Here is an 18236-nt window from a genome sequence, read left to right as displayed (position 1 = left end):
TGGGATAGGGGTCAGTGCGCCGCGTTCGCGGATGCCGCGGCGAGGTCGAGCTCGCCGGTCGCGACGCGGCGGACCACGTCGATCAGCAGGCGGCGTTCGACGGGCTTGATGCGCTCGTGCAGGGCGTGCTCGTCATCACCGGGGAGCACGGGCACGCGCTCCTGGGCGACGATCGGCCCCGAGTCGACCCCGTTGTCGACGACGATGACGCTGGCCCCGGTCTGCGCGACGCCGGCGGCGAGCGCGTCGCGCACGCCGTGCGCGCCGGGGAACTCAGGCAGATACGCCGGATGGGTGTTGACGATCCGCGGCGACCATGCGTCGACGAGGTCGCGGGGCAGCAGCCGCATGAGCCCGCTCAGCACGACGAGGTCGGGGCGCCAGACCTCGAGCTGCGCGCCGAGCTCGGCGCCCCACTCCTCGCGCGTGCCGAACTGCGCGAAGGGGACCATGAACGTGGGGATGCCGTACTCCTCGGCGTGCGCGAACCCGTCGGCCTCGCGATCGGCGCCGACGACGACGATGCGGGCGGGGAAATCGGGATCGGCCGCCGCGTCGAGCAGGGCGCGCAGGTTCGACCCTGCGCCCGAGATGAGGACGGCGACCGAGAGCACCCGCTCAGTCTAGCCGGGGCGCACCGGTGGCTCCGGCCGCTCGCCCGCGGCGGCCAGCGCCTCAGCGCTCCGGGTGACCGGGCAGGTCGATCGGCTCGGTGCGCGTCTCATCCGACGCGCCAGGCGCACCGGATGACCGGCCGGCCGGGACGCCGCCTGTCACGCTGCCGCCCTCGTCCTGGGCGCGCAGCCGCGCGAGCCATTCGGGAACCGGGCCATCAGCGTCCTCGTGGGCGGCGGCAGGCTCCACCACGGCGGCCTCGGCCGCTCCGGCTGCTCCGGCCGCGCCCGCCGCTCCGGCCGCTCCCGACTCGGACCCCGCGATCGGCTCCCCACCGATGCCCTCACCGAGAGCGTCGCGCCCGACGCGGTCGGCGCGCACTCCCGACACGCGTCGGGAGGACCGCGGCGAGAGGAGCAGGATGCCGGCGCCCAGCATCGCCTCGAGTCCCACCGCCAGAGCGACCGGGCCGGGCTCCGGTCCGAACTCCGCGAGCCGGCCTGGTCCGAGCGACCCGGATGCGGCCCACGCGAGCAGCGCAGCCGCCGCGCCGGCGACGAGAGCGATGGCCGCGGTCGTGACCAGGCGCGCCCCGATCGGGTCCTCGGCCTCCTCGGTGTCCGCCGTCTGCGGCTCCGGGCGCGCGGGTTCGTCGGCCGTGCCCGACAGCAGTCCGCTGAGAGCCGCGGTCTTCGACGCGTCGAACCGCGACGAGGCTGACGCGGTCGCGGCCGCGGGCTGCGGCATCCGTCGCGATGAATCGCCCACGTGCAGTAGACGCGAGCGCACGATCCACCCCGCCAGCGCGCCGAGCGCGACCGGCAGCAGAGCGAGCAGGAGCAGCCACGTGGTCGTGGAGTCGGGCACCGCGCCGAGCGCCGGAAGGCCCGGCACGACGCCCACCTGGGTGCCGGCGGGCGACACCGACGTGTCGGCGCCGACGGCGAACCCGGGGCCGGCGACGAAGCTCAGGCCCCACACCGCGAGCGTCGGCACGTACGCGAGCTGCGCGAGCGTCAGGACGGTCGCACCGAGCGCATCGACGTCGCCCGCCTGGAACAGCGCCACGATCTGCCCGGCCCTCGCGAACAGCGCGACCGCCGCGACCGCGGCGCCGATTCCCACCAGGCCCACCACGACGACCGCCGCGCCGCGGGCGACGAGCGCGGGCACCTCGCCCCACTGGTGGGGCAAGGCTTCGATGCGGTCGCGCAGCCGTGCGATCGCTCCGGCTCCCGCCTCCGACCACTCCGTCACGACGGCGGCGACGACGGCCGGCACGGCGAACACGAGCGTGGGCACGAGGATGGCCTGCCACAGCTCCGCGCGCGCCACCTCGTTGGCGCCCGTCAGCGCCGCGCCGGTGGCCAGCACCGCGAACACCGCGGTCGAGGTGACGACACCGGTGAGCCAGGCATCGGCGTGCGAGGCGCGGGCGCCCGAGCGGGCGGCGAAGATCGCGGTGAAGGCTGCAAATGCCAGCGGCGCGAGGGAGAGGACGAAGGATGCCGCGTCCGCGTCGATGCCGGTCGTCGCGAGGTACTCGGGCGGCAGCGTGATGTGCAGCGGCACGAGGTTTCCGAGCTGCCACACCGAGACGCCGGCCGGCCACAGGACCCCCCAGTCGGCGCCGCCGCCGAAGCCGAAGACCCACAGCAGGGTGAGCGGGGCGAGGGTCGCCGCAAGGCCGACTGCCACCGCGATGGCGGCGTCGACGGTGGCGAGGAGGGCGACGATGAGGCGATGCATGCGCCATCGACCCTACTTCGCGGTGCCGGGGTGCTTCGGGCGGCCGCGCGCGGGGGCGCGGCATCCGTTCAGCGAATCCCCAGGTTCGCCCGCGAAGGACTAACGTTTTCCCTTGGAGGTCCCCCACATGAGCACAGCCGAGTCCACGGCGCCCAACGCCCCCGAAGCCCCCGAGAACCCCGAGCCGCGAGAGCCGAAGAACGGCTTCGACAGGTTCTTCGAGATCACCCGCCGAGGTTCCACGATCGGCACCGAGGTCCGCGGCGGTGTCGTGACCTTCGTGACGATGGCCTACATCGTCATCCTGAACCCGATCATCCTGTCCAGCGGAACGGATGTCGCAGGCGACACCCTCGGGTTCACCCAGGTCGCCGCGACCACCGCCCTCACCGCCGGCGTGATGACGGTGCTGTTCGGTCTGGTGACGCGCCTGCCCTTCGCGTTCGCCGCCGGCCTCGGCATCAACTCGTTCCTGGCCGTCTCGGTCGTCGGCCAGGTGACGTGGCCCGAGGCGATGGGCCTCGTCGTCATCAACGGTCTGATCATCGTGCTGCTGGCGGCCACGGGCCTGCGCCGCATGATCTTCGACGCCGTGCCGATCCAGCTGAAGCTGGCGATCACGGTCGGCATCGGGCTCTTCATCGCCTTCATCGGCTTCGTCGACGCCGGCTTCGTCACCGCGACAGGCGCCTCCTCTCCCCCGGTCGGCCTCGGTGTCAACGGCTCGGTCGCGACCGTTCCGACGCTCATCTTCGTCTTCACGCTGCTGCTCACCGGCGTCCTGGTGGCCCGCAAGGTCAAGGGCGGCATCCTGATCGGCCTCGTCACCGGCACCGTGGTCGCCGTCGTCGTCGAGGCGATCTGGAACATCGGCCCGAAGTTCGAGGGCGATGAGGTCAACCCCGGCGGCTGGGGCCTGTCGGTCCCCGAGCTGCCGTCGTCGCTGGTGAGCGTCCCCGACCTCTCGCTCGTCGGTCAGATCTCGTTCGGCTCGTTCGAGCGCATCGGCGTGCTCGCCGCCCTGATGCTGGTCTTCACGCTCGTCTTCACGAACTTCTTCGACGCGATGGGCACGATGACCGGCCTGTCGAAGGAGGCCGGGCTCGCCGACGAGAAGGGCGACTTCCCGCGCATCAAGTCGGCGCTCATCGTCGAGGGTGTCGGTGCGGTCGCCGGTGGTCTCACCTCGAGCTCGTCCAACACCGTCTTCATCGAGTCGGGGGCGGGCATCGGCGAGGGCGCCCGCACGGGCTTCGCGAACGTCGTGACCGGTGCGCTGTTCCTCATCGCGATGTTCTTCACGCCGCTCGTGTCGATCGTGCCCACCGAGGTGGCGGCATCCGCCCTCGTCATCGTCGGTGCGCTGATGATGTCGCAGATCCGCTTCATCGACTTCTCGGACTTCTCGATCCTGCTGCCGGTGTTCCTCGCGGTCACCGTCATGCCGCTGACCTACTCGATCGCCAACGGCATCGGCGCGGGCTTCATCGCGTGGGTCGTGGTGCGCTCGCTGTCGGGCAAGGCCCGCGAGATCAGCCCGCTCCTGTGGATCGTCGCGGCCGGCTTCGTGCTGTACTTCGCGCGCGGCCCGCTCGAGACGCTGCTCGGCTGACAGACGCTTCGAAGGCGACGGATGCCGCGGCCCGCGGCATCCGTCGCCTTCGGCGTTCGCGGGGGTTGGGCAAGCTCCGGGCGTTTCGTCTCGCTCGTTCCTCGCTCGCGCAACGATCGGGGTCGTCCGGGCGTCCGGGGTCAGCGCAGCGGCGTCCAGCCGGGAGGGGTGGCGCCGTCGTAGGCAGCACGTTCGGCGTCGGCGCGCGCTGACCAGCCCTGCGCGGCGTCGAGCGCGTCGAAGCCGCCGCGGGCCACGCGGAAGCCGACGTCGTCGTGGTGCATCCGCGGGGCGCCGCCCCGTCTCGTCGACGCGCGGACGCTCCAGGCGTCGTCGGCGAAGCCGCCGCCGCGGAAGACGCGGTAGTCGGCGTAGCGGGCGGGGTCGAGCAGATCCCAGCACCACTCCCACGCGTTGCCGAGGGTGTCGAAGAGGCCGTGGAGGTTGGGCAGCTTGCCGCCGACGTTCTGCGGCGAGCGCACGCCGTCGGCGCTCGTCCACGCGATCTCGGCCAGCGGCCCGTAGTGCGGGCCGGTCGAGCCGGCCCGGCACGCGTGCTCCCACTCCGCCTCGGTCGGCAGCCGGAAGCCGTCGGCGTCGACGTGCCACGTCACGTCCTCGCCGTCGAACGAATACGCCGGGTCGAGCCCCTCCCACTCCGAGGCGGCGTTGCAGAAGCGGATCGCGCGGAGCCAGCTGACGTCCGTTGCGGGACGCCGCGGGTGCGTGGCCGACTCGCCGAGCAGTTCCGCGAGCTGCTCCTGGGTGACCGCATACACGCCGAGCTCGTACGGCTCGAGCTCGACGCTCCAGCGCGCCTTGCGCCGCGCGTCGTGCAGCGTGACCGTTCCGCCGGGGATGCGCGCGAGGTCGATGTCGGTCACCGCGGCAGTATCGCACGCGGCGAGACCGCCGGGACGATCAGGGTGCCCGCCGCCACGACCCCGATGCGGGCAGGTCTCCCCCGAACAGCTGACGCACCGTGACGAGCTGGAACCCCCGGTCGAGGAGGCCGTCGAGGACCGCGCCCGCGGTGCGCGCGGTCACCTCCTGCGTGTCGTGCTGCAGCACGATCGACCCCGCGCGCGGCTGCTCGACGGCTCGTGCGATCAGCACGTCGTCGGCAGGCCCCTGCCAGTCGAGGGTGTCGACGTCCCACAGGATCGCGGCCATCCCGGCGGCGGCGAGCACCTGCGGTGTGAACTCACCGTAGGGCGGGCGGAAGACGGTGATGTCCTGCCCCGACACCGCCTCGAGCGCTCGGGTCGAGTCGACGATCTGCGCGGTCACCTGTGCCGGGGTCAGCTGCGGCAGATGCGGGTGGTTCCAGGTGTGCCCCTCGACCTCGTGGCCCTCTCTCGTCATCCGGGCGAGCGTCTTGCCGTGGGCCCGGGCGTTCTGGCCCATCGCGAAGAACGTCGCAGCCGCGTCGTGGGCCGCGAGCTCGTCGAGGATGAGGGGCGTGCGGGCCGACGGGCCGTCGTCGTAGGTCAGCGCGACGCAGGGGACCAGGGCGCAGTCCACGGCGCGGGATCCGGCGGGTGCCGGGATCGGGCCCGAGTACGGCTGGCCGTACGAGGCCAGCACCCGGGCACCGAACGGCGAGACGAGATCGGCGGCGACGGCGGCGGGGACCGCGAAGGCGATGGGTTCCGCGGTCGGGGACGCGCCGAGCCCTGTCAGGTCGGGGGCGGTGAAGCCCGCCGCCACGGTGACGACGAGCCCGTCCGCCGAGGGCACCGTCGTGGCGAGCGCGGCCCGGATGGCCGCGAGCTGCGTCTCATCCGCGACGTCCGCCGGACGACGGCTGAGGGCGCCCGCGTCGCGGCGCAGCGCCTCGACGATGTGCGCGCCGAGCGCGGAAGCGGCTCCTTCTCCCCACAGGGCGTCCGCCGTCGCCGTCTCGCCGGTCTGCACGTCGGCGTAGAGCGTGGTGGTCACGTCCGAGTGGATCTGCGCCGGGTCGCCGCTCACCACCCGCACCCGCTGCCCCACGACGGTGCCGCCCGCGGCGACGATCCCGCACACCACCGCGGTGCCGGAGCCGCCCGCCGGGCCGAGAGCCGGGTCGGCCAGGAGCTCTGCGGCGGGGAGCGTCGTGCTGCCGGCGCTGCAGCGGCGATCTGCGAGACCGGAGCCCACGGGCCAGGGCGAGGCCGTGTAGGCGATCCCCGAGGCGGCGACACGGTCGGCGATCGCGCCGCGCACGACCTGCTCCACGCGCGCGTTGACGTCGGCCGTGGTCGTCGCCGCGGGAAGCAGCGCGACGCGCGCCTGGATCCCGACAGCGTCGTTGCGCACGCGCAGGGGCACGATGGCGGCTCCGAGCGGGCCGTCCCGGGCGGCCGTGATCTCGGCGACGGGTGCGGTCACGTGCACGACCTCCGGCTCCCACGACGGAGGAGTCCATCCGCTGCGCGATGCGGGAGCGCACGCCGACAGCGCGAGCGCGGTCACCGCCAGGGCGGCCGCCGCCCACCGGCGCCTCACCGCCGGATCCCTTCCAGGAGGTCGCCGACCGCCGTGCGGTAGGCCGACGGGGCACCGCCGTCCGGCGGGCGCACCTCGACGACGACGCGCACGCTGGGCGCGGCATCCGGATCCCCCACCCCCGCGACGATCCCGCCGTCGTCGAGGTCGACGTGCACCGCCACGAGTCCCGAGGCGAGGAGCTCGGAGCGAGGGCCGCTTCCTGCCGTGGCGGCCAGGACGGCAGCCGCCGGCGTCTCGTCCACCGACTCCAGTGTGGCGCGCCGCACACCGTCGGGGGTGCGCACGGTGATCGCGTCCGCCGCGTCGCGCGTGACGACCCACTCGGCCGACACCACGACGGACGCGTCACCGAGCCCGGTCGCCGACGTGCCGTCCGACACCTCGCTGACGAGGTTCGCGACAGCCGGCGGCACAGCGACCGCGGCGGCGACTCCCACCGCGCAGATCACGAGGAGGGCGGACGCGCAGGCGAGAGCGATCTCCCACCGTCGTGCGGTGGCACCTGCGCGTGGAACCCCGTTCACGCCGACCCCCTGACGGGGCCGAGTCTAGAAGCGGTCCGCTTTCGGATCGCTCAGCAACGCCTCAGTTCCGGTGATCAGTCCTCGTGCGGCTCGAGGACGAAGATCGCGATCTGACGGTCGGTGCGCAGCTGGTAGCTGTCGTAGTCCGGCCACACCTCCGCCGCGCGCGCCCACCACTCGGTACGCTCGCCGCCCGACAGCTCGCGCGCGATGTAGTCCCGCTTGACGTCGGCGTCCTGCAGCTCCACGTGGGGCTGGCGGCGCATGTTCTCGGCCCACCGGGGCTCGTCGGGCGCTCCACCCTTCGACGCGACGACGGCGTAGCGCCCCGCGTGCTCGACGCGCATCAGGGCGGTCTTGCGCAGTGCCCCCGTCTTCGCGCCGACCGTCGTCAGCACGACGATGGGGACGCCCCGCAGCGTGTTCGCCTTCTCGCCATTGGACGCCTCGAACGCCTCAGCCTGCTTGCGTGCCCAGTCGGACGTGGACGGCTTGTACTCTCCGGTCAGCGGCATGGCACCAGCGTACGGCCGCGCGTGGGGGTCAGGCGCGGCGGGCGCGGGGGCGAGGCGCGTCGGGCGGAGACGGGGCGCCACCGCTCAGGTGGCACAACACGCGGCAACCCGGCGACCGCAGCCACCCTTCGTGGCACGCGAACCACCGGCCCCACTGCTCAGGTGGCGCAACACGCGGCAACCCGGTGACCGTAGCCACCCTTCCTGACACCCCAACCGCCGTCGCGGCGCCGGCGCGCCGTCAGGCCCGGCGCCGGCGCGCCAGGAGGAGCACCGCCCCGAGGAGCAGGGCCGCGAGGCCCAGGCCCAGCCCCAGAACCACGTTCGGACCGCCGGTCGCAGCCAGGCCATCACCGGCGCCGGCGGCTGCGCCGCGCGTGCCGTCGCCGTCGCCCGCGCCGCCGTCCCCGTCACCGGCGCCGCCGTCTCCGTCGCCGCCGTCGGGATCCGGGTCGGGGCCGTTGTCAGGTGCGAGGGGCGGCGGCAGGTTGATGTAGACGTTCGAGGCCTCCGCCGTGTCGAAGCGCGGATCGGCGCTCGAGACGAGATGGCTCATCGTCTGCACGATCATGCCGGGGCCGGGCTCGGCGGTGGGCACGAAGGCGAAGAGTTCGACGCCGTGCGGCGCGGTCGTCACGATGAGGCGCACCACGATGGTGAACGGCCCGACCTGGCCGGGCTGGATCACCAGGACCGCTCCGTCGGAGAAGGTCAGGCCGCCGTCGATCGAGACCTCGCCGTAGAGCAGGCCGCCGGCGTAGGCGCCCGAGATCGCGATGTAGACCGTCTCCGTGGCGGCCTGGGCCAGCCGGATCGTGTAGCTGTCGACGATCTGCTTGCCGGTGATCAGGCGGGTGCTGCCGTCGGACTCCGTGATGATCACGAGGCCGGAACCGGGGGCGGCGGGCTCGGGGATCGGCACGGTGAGCACGCCCCACGGCGATGGCAGCGCGTCGGCCGGGAGCGTGATCGGAGCCGACGGGGCCAGGGGCTGCACGAGCACCGTCGCGCCGTCCATGAGCCGCGTCAGCACGTGCAGGCCCGCGCCGCTGACGAAGACCTCCTGCGCAAGGTATCCGACGGCGATGTCGCCTGCCGCGCCGCCGGTGCGCACGATCAGCGTCTCCTTGCCGGGCGCCCCCGCGGTGTTCGCGGTGCCTTCGAGCCAGAGGCGGCCAGTGGGCAGGTACTCGCCGTCCGCGGCGCGCACCGCGCGCACGTCGTACAGGTCGCTGCCGATGGTGCCCTCGACGCGCAGTTCGGCACGGTGCCGGTTGACCTCGAAGACGTCGTCGCCCGCGTGACCGTAGAGGACGAGGGCGAAGGAGGCTCCCGGGCTCAGCCAGCCGAACTCGGTCTCGACCGTCGCGAAGGCGTCGCCGGGCTGCACGGCGGGCTCGACGGCGGGCGCGGGGTGGAACTGCCCGACCACGAACCTGTCGGCGCCCGCACCGCCGTGCACCGTCGTCGCGGTGCTGGTGTCGTCGAACGCGAAGGTGTCGTCACCGTCGGCGCCGACCACGGTCAGGCGCGCGAGGCCGCGGTCGTAGACGATGCGCTCGGCCGTGCCCGCCGCGACGTTCACCGCGGCGACGAAGGCCGGGCGCGAGGCATCCGGGTGTCCGGCGACAGCAGCGAGCGCGCGGAAGAGGAACGTGTCGGCCGCATCGGTGCCCTCGACGGTGAGGGTGTCGAATCCGGGCACTCCCCCGCCCCGCACGATGATCTGATAGTCGTGGCCGAGGGGATCGGTGTCGGCACCGCCCCAGGTCTGCACCGTGACGTCGTCGTCGCCGTCGAAGCCGTGCAGCACGAGCGAATGACGCACGGCGCGCCCGGCGAACCATTCGACCGGGTCCGGCATGACGACCGGCACCGTCGGGTCGACCGGCGTGCCGGGCATGAGATGCGTGCCGGTCATCGTCTGGAGCCGGAAGACGTCGAACGTGTCGTCGCCGGTCGGCAGCGCGCCGTTCTCCTCGATGCCGCCGTACACCAGGGTGTGGCCGACGAGGAGGGTGCCGTCGAAGACGAAGCGGTCGTCGGCGAGGCCGCCGAAGATGGCGATCGGCAGCGCGGCGATCGTCCCGCCGAAGTACAGCCACGACCCTCCGTCCGCCGGGGTCTGCTTGCCGAACGATGCGCGGATGGTCACGGTGTCGCCCTGGATGAGCGTGCCTGCCGGCGCGAAGACGTCCTGGCCGACCAGGAGGGTGATGTCGCCGGTCGCGACGACGCGCCCCTCGGTGACCGACTGCGATCCGTCGATCGTCTCGCCGGCGGTCGCGACGAACAGGCTCGCCGGCTCCTGGCTGGCGACGAACGGCGCGGTGATGCGGATGTCGCCGTCGTCGGTCTCGGCGCGCAGCACGACCACGTCGCCGATCGCCTCCGTGAGGAAGATGCCGCCGATACCGGGCAGCGCCGGCGCGGGCACGATCGGCGGTTCCTCGCCCGGCAGCGGCTCGGGCGCCGGCGCGGGGTCCGGCACCGTGTCGCTCACCGCGTACAGGCGTCCGTAGCGCCCGGTGTCGATGACGAGGTCGCCGGAGCGGTCGGCGCTGTCGGTGCCGATGCGGCCGCCGATCGCGATGAGGTCGATCGAGCCCTCGCCGAGGCCGCCGTCGGCGATGACACGCCCGTCGATGGGCGCCGCGAGGATGGACCCGCTGCGGGTGCGGACGGCGACGTCGCCGGCGGTGGACTGGATGTAGTCGACCGACAGCGTGTCGGCCACCTGGTCGAGCAGGGTGTCGCCGCCAGCGAACGAGGTGATGTGGGTCCGTGCGTCGATCTCGAGGAAGTCGCGGACCTGCGGCTCCGCCACCTCCGCACCTCCGACGCGGCCGGTCCCCGCGCCCGCGACGAGCTGGACCACATCCCCGACGACACGGGCCGAGCCGTCGTCGATCGTTCCGTCATCCAGGATCGACGCCCACGAATCGATGGCCCACAGGTTGACGTCGTCCTCGGTGGACGTGATGGTGCCGACCCGCAGATCGCCGACCGTCTCCACGACCCGCAGCAGGCCGTTCGTGAGCATCGTGATCTCGCCGTCGCCGTCGGTCGTCGAGTACGGCACCGTCCAGTCGCGCATCGCGACGAGCGTCGCATCGACGTCGGTGAAGGCGAGGAGCGAGATCGTCGTGGCGACGTCTGTGTGCACGACGCGGATGTCGTCACCCGCCGCGAGACTGAACGCATAGGCCGAGTCGACGAGGACGTTCGCCGTTCCCCACGCGATGAGGACGGGATCCGAGAAGCCGGGCCACGCCTGATCCGGATAGTAGTAGACCTCGAAGTCGCCGTCGGCCGCGCCCGGATCCTGCGCCGTCACGCGGATGCTGAAGGCGCTGAAGGCCGCGGCGTCGGCGCCGGTGAGCGAGTCGTGCACCACGATGTCGACGTCGCGTCCCGCGTGGATCGGCCCGAGCTGCGGCGCGAAAGCAGTCGCGATGTAGGGCGAGTCGGGTGTCATCCGCGCGATGTAGGTGATGTCGAGGACGACATCCTCGGCCGCGTCGGCGATCAGCGAGACCAGGCGCGTCGGGTCGACCTCGTCGACGAGATAGTCGGACTGGATGAGCGTGATGTCGATCTGCTCACGTGCGAGGAACTCGCCGCTGCCGGTGAAGCGCCCGATCGTGCCCCGCGGTGCGTCCAGGCGGGCGATGTTGATGCGGATCGCGCCGGTGTCGGCCGCGAGGATGTCGCCCTCGTCGTTGACGATGATCGTCGTGCCGATGGGGTTGTCGATGAGACCCTCGAGCACGAGGTCGCGGTCTCCCGGCGTGCCGAGGTTGGCGACGTCGACCAGCGTCGGCACGAAGATCGGCTTCGCGATCCGGAACCGGAAGCCCTCGCTGTCGGGCGAGACGATGTCGACGGTCGCGGCCGGATTCGCGTCGAGGTTCACCACCGAGATCCGGTCGAGGTGCAGCTCGCGGTCTGAGAAGTTGTGGATCGTGACGGAGTCGAAGGTGCTCTGGACGCGCCACGTGCCGTCGTGCGCGGCGCCGTCGTAGACCACCCGCTGGACGATCGCGGGATGCGAGCCGTGGTTGGCGACGAAGCGAGCCTCGCCGCCGCCGTTGTTCTCGATCGGCGCCACTTCGATGACGGCACCCGACGCGACGACGGAGCCCACCGTGAGCGGCGAGCCGTTGGCCGACGCGGAGAGCCCGTGCAGCTCGACGACGCGGCCGTCCTTGTCGACGACCAGGAGCGGAGTGGGCGCGTGCAGGATGACGTCGGCGCTCCACTGGATCGTCCTGCTCGTGGACGCGCTCTCCGGCGAGCTCTCACTGCCGCCGTCGAACGCCGCGCCCGAGCGGGACGACGTCGCGTTGACGGTCACGGCGGTCTGCAGCGCCTGCACGAGCAGGGACGCCGTCTTCACCATGGCGAAACGGTGCGCGGTGATCCGCGAGTCCCCGTTGAACGTCACCCGGGAGTCCGCGTCGGTGTCGCCGCCGAGGCAGCCGCAGCTCGCCCGCGCGTGCGCCCGCAGGTCGACGGTTCCCTCGCCGCCCTGGTCGGCCGTGATGGTGACGCTCTGGCGGCCGATGACCTTCGCGCCGCTGAAGATCTCGATGATGCTCGCCGAGTCGACGCGCACCTGACCCCGCGCATCGGCGTCCTGGCCGACGCCCTCACCGCGCGAGTAGCCCTCGTCGCGCATGCTGCTGCCGGCCAGCGCCGCGCGCAGCGAGACGTCGTCGCCCTCGAGCCACGCGCTTCCGCCGACGTTGATGACGTTCGCCGAACGGCCGTAGGTGTGGCACCCGGTGTTGCGGCCGTCGTTCACCTGGATGTCGCACTCGCCGCCCGAGGCGGCACCGCCCACGGACGCGCTGTTGGCGTTCATCCATGCGTCCGCGAAGAATGCGGACTGGTTGTTCACGCGGATGTCGTCGCCTGCCGTGATGCGGCCGTTCAGAGTCACCGCCGACAGGGCGACCAGCGACAGGCGCACCCAGGCGCTCACGCCGGTGCCGAAGCCGCCGGCCTTCGTGTCGGACTTGCCCTTGCCGCTCGCGCGGGTGAGCGAGAGGACGTTGACCGAGCCGCCCGCGGTGACCTGACTGCCGCCGCCGAAGACGATGTCGGTCGTGGCCTGCGCGTCGACGCGCGCCCTCGACGCGCTGATGTCGATGGCGCCGCCCGACCGCGAGCGCGCCTCGGCGTTGCCGGCGACGTGCGACGAGACGAGCACGTCGACGTCGCGCCCCGCCGTGAGCTTCGCGCTGTCGCCGACGATGATGTCGACGTCGGCGGAGACGGTGGTGCTGGGCTCGGTCTCGCCGGTCGAGATGAACCCGCCGCCGCCGCCGTCGACGAACGATTCGGTGTACTCGCCGCCGCCCGCGAGCCCGAGCTCGACGCTGCCGGGGACGAACTGCTGCGTGCCGGTGCCGTCGGTCGTGAGGTCGATCGTGAGGCGCTGACGATCCCCGAGTGCGATCGAGGCGTTGCCGAGGTCGACGACCGCGGGGCGGAACGTGCTCGTGCCGCCGCCCGGGCCGAGCACGATCGGCGCACCTCCCGGCGTCGCGGAGACGCTGAACCCGGCGCCGTCGCGGGCGACGACGTAGTAGCGCTGACCGTTGCGCAGGCCGAGCACCGGCTTCGCCGCCGGGTCGTAGAGCGTGTGGACGGTGTCGGAGCCGTGCTGGGCGGCGAGGACGAGCGCCTTCACGTCGATCGGGATGTCTTCGAAGACCGGGTCGCCCTCTTCGTCGACGCCCGTCTGCACCGTCTCGAAGCAGGTGCTGTCGCCGGCGAATCCGACGGCCTCGCAATAGGTGTCGGCGAGGCGGATCCGGTCGCCGTCCACCGCGATGACCCAGTACGAGCGCTCGTTCGTCAGGCCGCCGATGACCGAGGAGGTGGCCTGGTACCAGACCTCGCGGCCGGTCACGAGCCCGTGGTCGCGGATCGCGATCGAGTCGTCACCGGCGCCGAAGTACTGGATGTTGCCGTCGACGACCATGAGCTGGCCCGCCTCGCGGTCGTTCGCGGGATCGTCGGCGGTCCACTGACGCGCCTCGACGAACGCGCCGGCGAACCGGGCGGCGGGCTGTGGGGCGACGTACTCCAGCGCGGCGCCGACGGCGTACCCGTTGGCGGCGAGGATTCGCAGGCCGTCGCCGCTGACCGACGAGCTCGGGAACGTCACCGGGGTCGCCGGCGTGTCGGCGTCGATGAGCTGCACCCGGAACTCGTCGACGATCCGCACCGTGTAGGCCTTGCCGGAGACGAGGCCCGGAACGGTTCCGGCCGGTGCGTTGTAGATGATGCGCTGACCGTCGCGCAGACCGTGCTCGCGGGGCTGGGAGAGCTCGAAGAACCCGCCGATGTTCACGTACCAGCCGAACCAGAGGGTGTCGTCCGCTCCCGTCGCGCGGCCGCCCGAGAGGAGCGCGCCGAGCTCGATGCGGTTCGGGTCGATGACGATCACGCGGTACGAGTCACCGGGGTTGAGCCCGCCGACCGGCGTCTGCCCCTCGGCGTCGTAGGTGATCAGCGCCAGATCAGCGAGGCCGTGTCCCGAGAGGACGATCTGCTCCGTCGCGGTGTCGACGCCCTCCACCGCGTCGAACGACAGGCCGGACGGGCCCGGCTGCTCGACCGTGTTCTGGCGCGCCGTGAGCGTGATCGTGCCGCCCGCGGCCAGCGGGGTTCCGTCGGCGATGTCGAGCACGACCGTGGTGCGGTTGGTCGCCGTGGCGGCGTTGTGCGCCACGCGGACGCCGCCGCCCGAGCTCGACTGGGTATCGCTCACCGCACGCGGCTGCGAGTCCACGACGAGGGCGACGTCGCCGCGCACGATGATCGGGGCGTTCGCTCCCCCGCCGACATCCGTCGTCACGTCGGTGTCGACGCCGGCCACGGCCACGCCGTCGCCGACTTCGATCAGGCCCCCGCTGCGGCTCTCGAGCGACGCGCGAGCGATGTCGGCTGAGCGCGCCTCGACCCGCAGGCTCGCCGCGAGCGGAATCGCCGCGGCCATCTGCGCGCGGGTCGCGGTGAGCACCTCGGCCCGCGGATCGGAGTTTCCGACGTTGACGATGATGCCCACGCCGACCGCCCCGGCGCCGGAGTCGGCGGTGTTGGTGGCGACCGCCTCGACGAGGACGGCGGCGTCGGGAGCGTGGATCACCGCACCAGGCAGGATGAGCGCGTCCGTGCGTGCCGGCGTCCCGATGCGCGCGAGGGCGACGAGCGAGGATCCGCCGCCGAGCGAGACGCCGACCTGGCCGCCGAACGCCTCGACGGTGCGGTTCGCGGTCGCGCGCACCGAGGTGCCGGTGCCGAAGGTCTGTCGCGCCGCGGTCGACGCCTGCGAGGCCGCATCGATCGTCGCCGTCGCGGTGCTGTCACGGAAGCTGACCGCCCCGCCGCCGTTGCTGTCGGTGGTGGCGTTCGCCGTCGTCGTCTGCGCCGCGCCGATGCTCACGGTGCCGTTCACGACGAGCACGCCCGCGCCGTAGCGCGCGACCGTCGACGCGGCCGAACCGATCGCCGCGGTCGCAGAGGCCGTGGTGACGTCGATCGTGCCGCCCGACGCGGCCCGCATCGTCGCGCTCACGGCTCCCGTGGCGGTCGCCTGCACCCGCAGGCTCGCCGAGCCGTAGATCGAGCCGTCGAACGCCGCCAGCGCTCCGGCGGACTGGGTCGCGATGACGCCGAAGAGCGAGATGCTCGCGACCAGGCCGACGGCCGTGCCGTTCATGGCGGCCGACACCGAGGTTCCCGCCCGCTGGGTCGCCTCGGCCGAGACGGCCCCTGTCGCCACGAGTCGTGCCCCCGCGGCGACGGTCGCGCTCGTCGTCGCGCTGTCGAGGACGAGTGCGGTCGACGAGACGCCGTTGCCGCCGATCGCCGAGATGGAGGTGAGGGTGAGGGTCGTCGCCGCGGAGTTCTGCGACGATGCCGAGACCGCGAACGACGACGAAGTGTAATCGGCACCGCCGACCCGCGCGATCGTGGCTGCGGCGACGGTGCTGCGCGGCGCGACGATCGAGAGATCCAGGCCGCCACCGCCGCCGCGCGAGACGTCGAGCTTCGCGGCGTTCAGCGACCACGCCGTCACGGCGACCGCACCGCCGCGCGCATGCACCGGACGTCCGCCCGAGGCGATCTCGGCAAGCGTCCCGGCTGCGGCGGTGACTTCAGCGTACGACTCGCCCGAGAGGCTGACGCTGCCGAGGATCCCCACCATCAGCATGTTCAGCACCACGGTCGCGCGGTTGGTGGCGGATGCGTCGACGGTGAGACCCCGGCCCTCCAGCCCTCCGGCGAACAGTGCCTCGGTGGGGGCCGCGATGCGGGCGCCCGGCAGCGTCGCCGCTCCGCCCGCGAGCGAGATCGCCGCCGTATCGGTGTCGACGGTCGCGGTGTTCGCCGCGGTCGAGCGCACCGCGCTCATTCCGCTCGCGTACACGTTCTGCAGCACGCGGGCGCGCGTCGCCGCACTCGTGAGGACGGTGGCCTCGGCGACCAGGAGCTCGACGGTGAACAGGCCCAGCGCGGCGGAGAAGGTGTCGGCGTCGGCGGTGTTCGTCGCGGTGGCGACGACGTCGACCCCGTTCGAGGAGTACACGATGCTGTCGAGCGTCGCCGTGGTGGCGCCGCGGAGCTCGGCGCGGGCGCCGTACGCCGAGCCGCTGAAGAGGGCGCCGCTCACGGCGGTGAGGAACGCCTTGGCGAGGTTGCCGCCCGCGAGGCCTCCGCTGCCGCCGTCTGTCGCGACCGTCGCCGTGACCGCGACGACGCCGAGGCTGTGGATGTACGGCCCGGAGGCGGACGCGCGGATCGCGGCGTCCTCGGTGACGAGCGCGGTGACGAGCGCCCCGGAGATCGTCGCGGCGCCGAGGGCGAGGAGCACGCCGTTCGCGATCGCGCGGTTCTCGCCGACCGCTGTCACCGCGACGGACCCCGACTGCTCGACGGTCGAGCGCAGCAGCGCCTCGGTCAGGCCGGAGACGGTGGCGCTCTGCACCTGGACGGCGGCGCCGAGGAAGCCCGAGAACGAGCCCGAGGCGATCGACGCGTCCGCGTGGTTCCGCGAATCGGCGGCGACGGTCACCGCACCCGCCGCCCGGATGACGCTGCCCGCGGCTGTCGACGCGACAGTGTCTCGGCTGATGACGGCCTCGGTGATGAAGGCGCCGATCGTGGCCACGCCGCTGCCCTGCACTGCGGCGATGAGCGTGCTCACGGCGTTCCGGCCGACGGCCCGCACGCTCACCGTTCCGAACGAGACCGCCGATCCGGCGAAGGTCGCCGCGGTGCGGCCGGGGATCTCGATGTCGGCGCCGGCTCCCGTCGCCGAGAATGCGACGCCGACCGACAGCGCGAGCGCCGAGGCGTCGATCCGGATGTCGGAGTCGGCGAGCACCCGCACGCCCCCGACCGGGCTCTCGGACCCGATCTGGACGATCCCGACGCGGGCGATGGTGTCGCTCGTCTCGCCGTCAGCGGAGAGGTCGACGATCGCCACCGAGCCGCCGACGGCGACGCCGGCGATCTGGAGGCCGATGGTGTGCGCCTCCAGCGCGCGATCGGCGATCGCCTCCACGGCGACCGTGCCGTACGCGGCCGGGATCGAGGCGCCGTCGTCGATGTGGGCCTCCTGGTCGACCACGCTGGAGATGACCACGATCTGACCGCCGAGACCGACGGCGCCCACCTGACCGGCGAACGCGAGCCCGTACGTGTCCTCCGTGTACCGGGAGCGCACCGTGATGTCACCGCCCGAGCGAAGCACGGTGCCGGTCGCCACGCCCGCCTCGATCGTCGGGCGCAGCGTGGCGACGAGCACGGCGACCCCGATGGCCGCGATGCCGGCGGACGCCGATCCGGCCAGGCCGAAGTACGTGTCGTCCGCGTCGGCGAGCACGGCGATGCCGCGACCCGTCTGCACGAACGCATCGGCGCCGATCCGGCTCGACGTCCCCCGCATCGGGGCCTCGGCGAACGAATCGGCGACGAGCGAGTCGCCGGTCTGCGCCGACTGCACCGCGCTGTTGGCTGCGGCGACGCCGTTCTGCCGGTGCATGGCGGCGACGTTCTGCGACGCGCCCTCCTCATCCTCGGCGTCGCTGAGGATGTCGCGGAAGCCGCCCAGGCTGTTGCCGCTGTCGCCGTTGCCCGCGACGGCCGTGTCAGCCTGCTGCTGCGGGCTGCCGCCCGAGGAGCTGAGGGCATCGCGCGGACCGTTGTCGCCGCCGTCGTCGTACGAGCCGCTCGGCGTTCCGCCGACCGTCCACACCGAGACAGACGCTCCGACGCCGACGGCGCCGCCGGCCAGGTTCGCGACGAACGTCTGGATCTCGCGCACGGAGGTGGATCGCATCGTGAGCGAGTGAGCTGCCCGCACCTGCGCGAAGTCGCCGATCGACGTGGTGACGGCGATGTCGGCGACGCCGATGTCGACCGCACCAGACACCGCCACCGCGCCCACCGCGAGGGCGGCTGCGATCGTGAGCGTGTCGGTGGTGTCGTGCGCGGCGACCAGCACGCTCTGCCAGGCACCCGCGCCCGCCGCATCGGGATTGATGCGCGTGCGCGCTGCCGACGTGCTGTCGATCGAGGCGTTCGTCGTGACATCCAGGAGGGTCACGCCGACACCGCCGGCGGCGCCGACGAATCCTCCGCCCGCGCCGATCACGAGCCCGAACAGCTCCTGCGAGGACTGCGCCGTCACCGCGAGCCCGAGCACAC

The 18236-nt window shown here is 72.9% G+C and carries 8 protein-coding genes (1 of these 8 running past the window's edge); 1 reads left to right on the top strand and 7 read right to left on the bottom strand.

The genetic code is table 11. The features are described from left to right. Positions 1-11: 11 nt before the first annotated feature. Both purN and IM767_RS17480 read right to left on the bottom strand, forming a co-directional pair. Entirely contained in the window at positions 12-614 is a 603-nt protein-coding gene (gene purN / locus IM767_RS17485) for a phosphoribosylglycinamide formyltransferase (protein WP_109210982.1), read from the bottom strand. Between the two features lie 61 nt (positions 615-675). Further along, the gene (locus IM767_RS17480) at positions 676-2364 is read right to left on the bottom strand and encodes a cell division protein PerM (protein ID WP_239453375.1); all 1689 of its coding nucleotides are present in this window, start codon (positions 2362-2364) and stop codon (positions 676-678) included. A gap of 127 nt (positions 2365-2491) precedes the next feature. On the opposite strand from IM767_RS17480, the gene IM767_RS17475 reads away from it, so the two are divergent. Further along, on the top strand, positions 2492-3976 hold the full coding sequence (locus IM767_RS17475) for an NCS2 family permease (RefSeq protein ID WP_109210983.1): 1485 nt from the start codon (positions 2492-2494) through the stop codon (positions 3974-3976). Between the two features lie 140 nt (positions 3977-4116). Here IM767_RS17475 and IM767_RS17470 read toward each other — a convergent pair whose 3' ends face one another. From IM767_RS17470 to IM767_RS17450, 5 genes are all read right to left on the bottom strand, one after another. Then, positions 4117-4860 (bottom strand): formylglycine-generating enzyme family protein, encoded by a 744-nt coding sequence (locus IM767_RS17470; protein ID WP_109210984.1) that lies wholly within the window; start codon positions 4858-4860, stop codon positions 4117-4119. A 37-nt stretch (positions 4861-4897) separates the two neighbouring features. Next, positions 4898-6466, bottom strand: coding sequence for a polysaccharide deacetylase family protein (locus IM767_RS21190; protein ID WP_109210985.1), 1569 nt, complete (start codon positions 6464-6466; stop codon positions 4898-4900). Then, the gene (locus IM767_RS17460) at positions 6463-6993 is read right to left on the bottom strand and encodes a hypothetical protein (protein WP_109210986.1); all 531 of its coding nucleotides are present in this window, start codon (positions 6991-6993) and stop codon (positions 6463-6465) included. Before IM767_RS17460 ends, IM767_RS21190 begins: the two co-directional genes overlap by 4 nt. A 74-nt stretch (positions 6994-7067) precedes the next feature. After that, positions 7068-7508: a nitroreductase family deazaflavin-dependent oxidoreductase gene (locus IM767_RS17455; protein WP_109210987.1), complete on the bottom strand. Its 441-nt coding sequence runs from the start codon at positions 7506-7508 to the stop codon at positions 7068-7070. A gap of 241 nt (positions 7509-7749) precedes the next feature. Beyond that, on the bottom strand, positions 7750-18236 hold the final stretch of the coding sequence (locus tag IM767_RS17450; RefSeq protein ID WP_162564314.1) for a beta strand repeat-containing protein. Its footprint extends 19921 nt past the window's final position; only the last 10487 of its 30408 coding nucleotides appear in the window; its start codon lies off the right edge, out of view — the gene reads right to left on this strand; the stop codon is at positions 7750-7752.

It is taken from the genome of Microbacterium ureisolvens (assembly GCF_015278315.1).
GTDB classification, from domain to species: domain Bacteria; phylum Actinomycetota; class Actinomycetes; order Actinomycetales; family Microbacteriaceae; genus Microbacterium; species Microbacterium ureisolvens.
Note: the sequence above shows the minus strand (reverse complement) of the source record. Positions and strands in the feature narration are given on the sequence as shown.

Excerpts from the sequence above, each read along its gene's own strand:
- IM767_RS17455 (WP_109210987.1), bottom strand. The coding sequence starts at position 7,508 with ATGCCGCTGACCGGAGAGTACAAGCCGTCCACGTCCGACTGGGCACGC.
- IM767_RS17480 (WP_239453375.1), bottom strand. The coding sequence starts at position 2,364 with ATGCATCGCCTCATCGTCGCCCTCCTCGCCACCGTCGACGCCGCCATC.
- IM767_RS17475 (WP_109210983.1), top strand. The coding sequence starts at position 2,492 with ATGAGCACAGCCGAGTCCACGGCGCCCAACGCCCCCGAAGCCCCCGAG.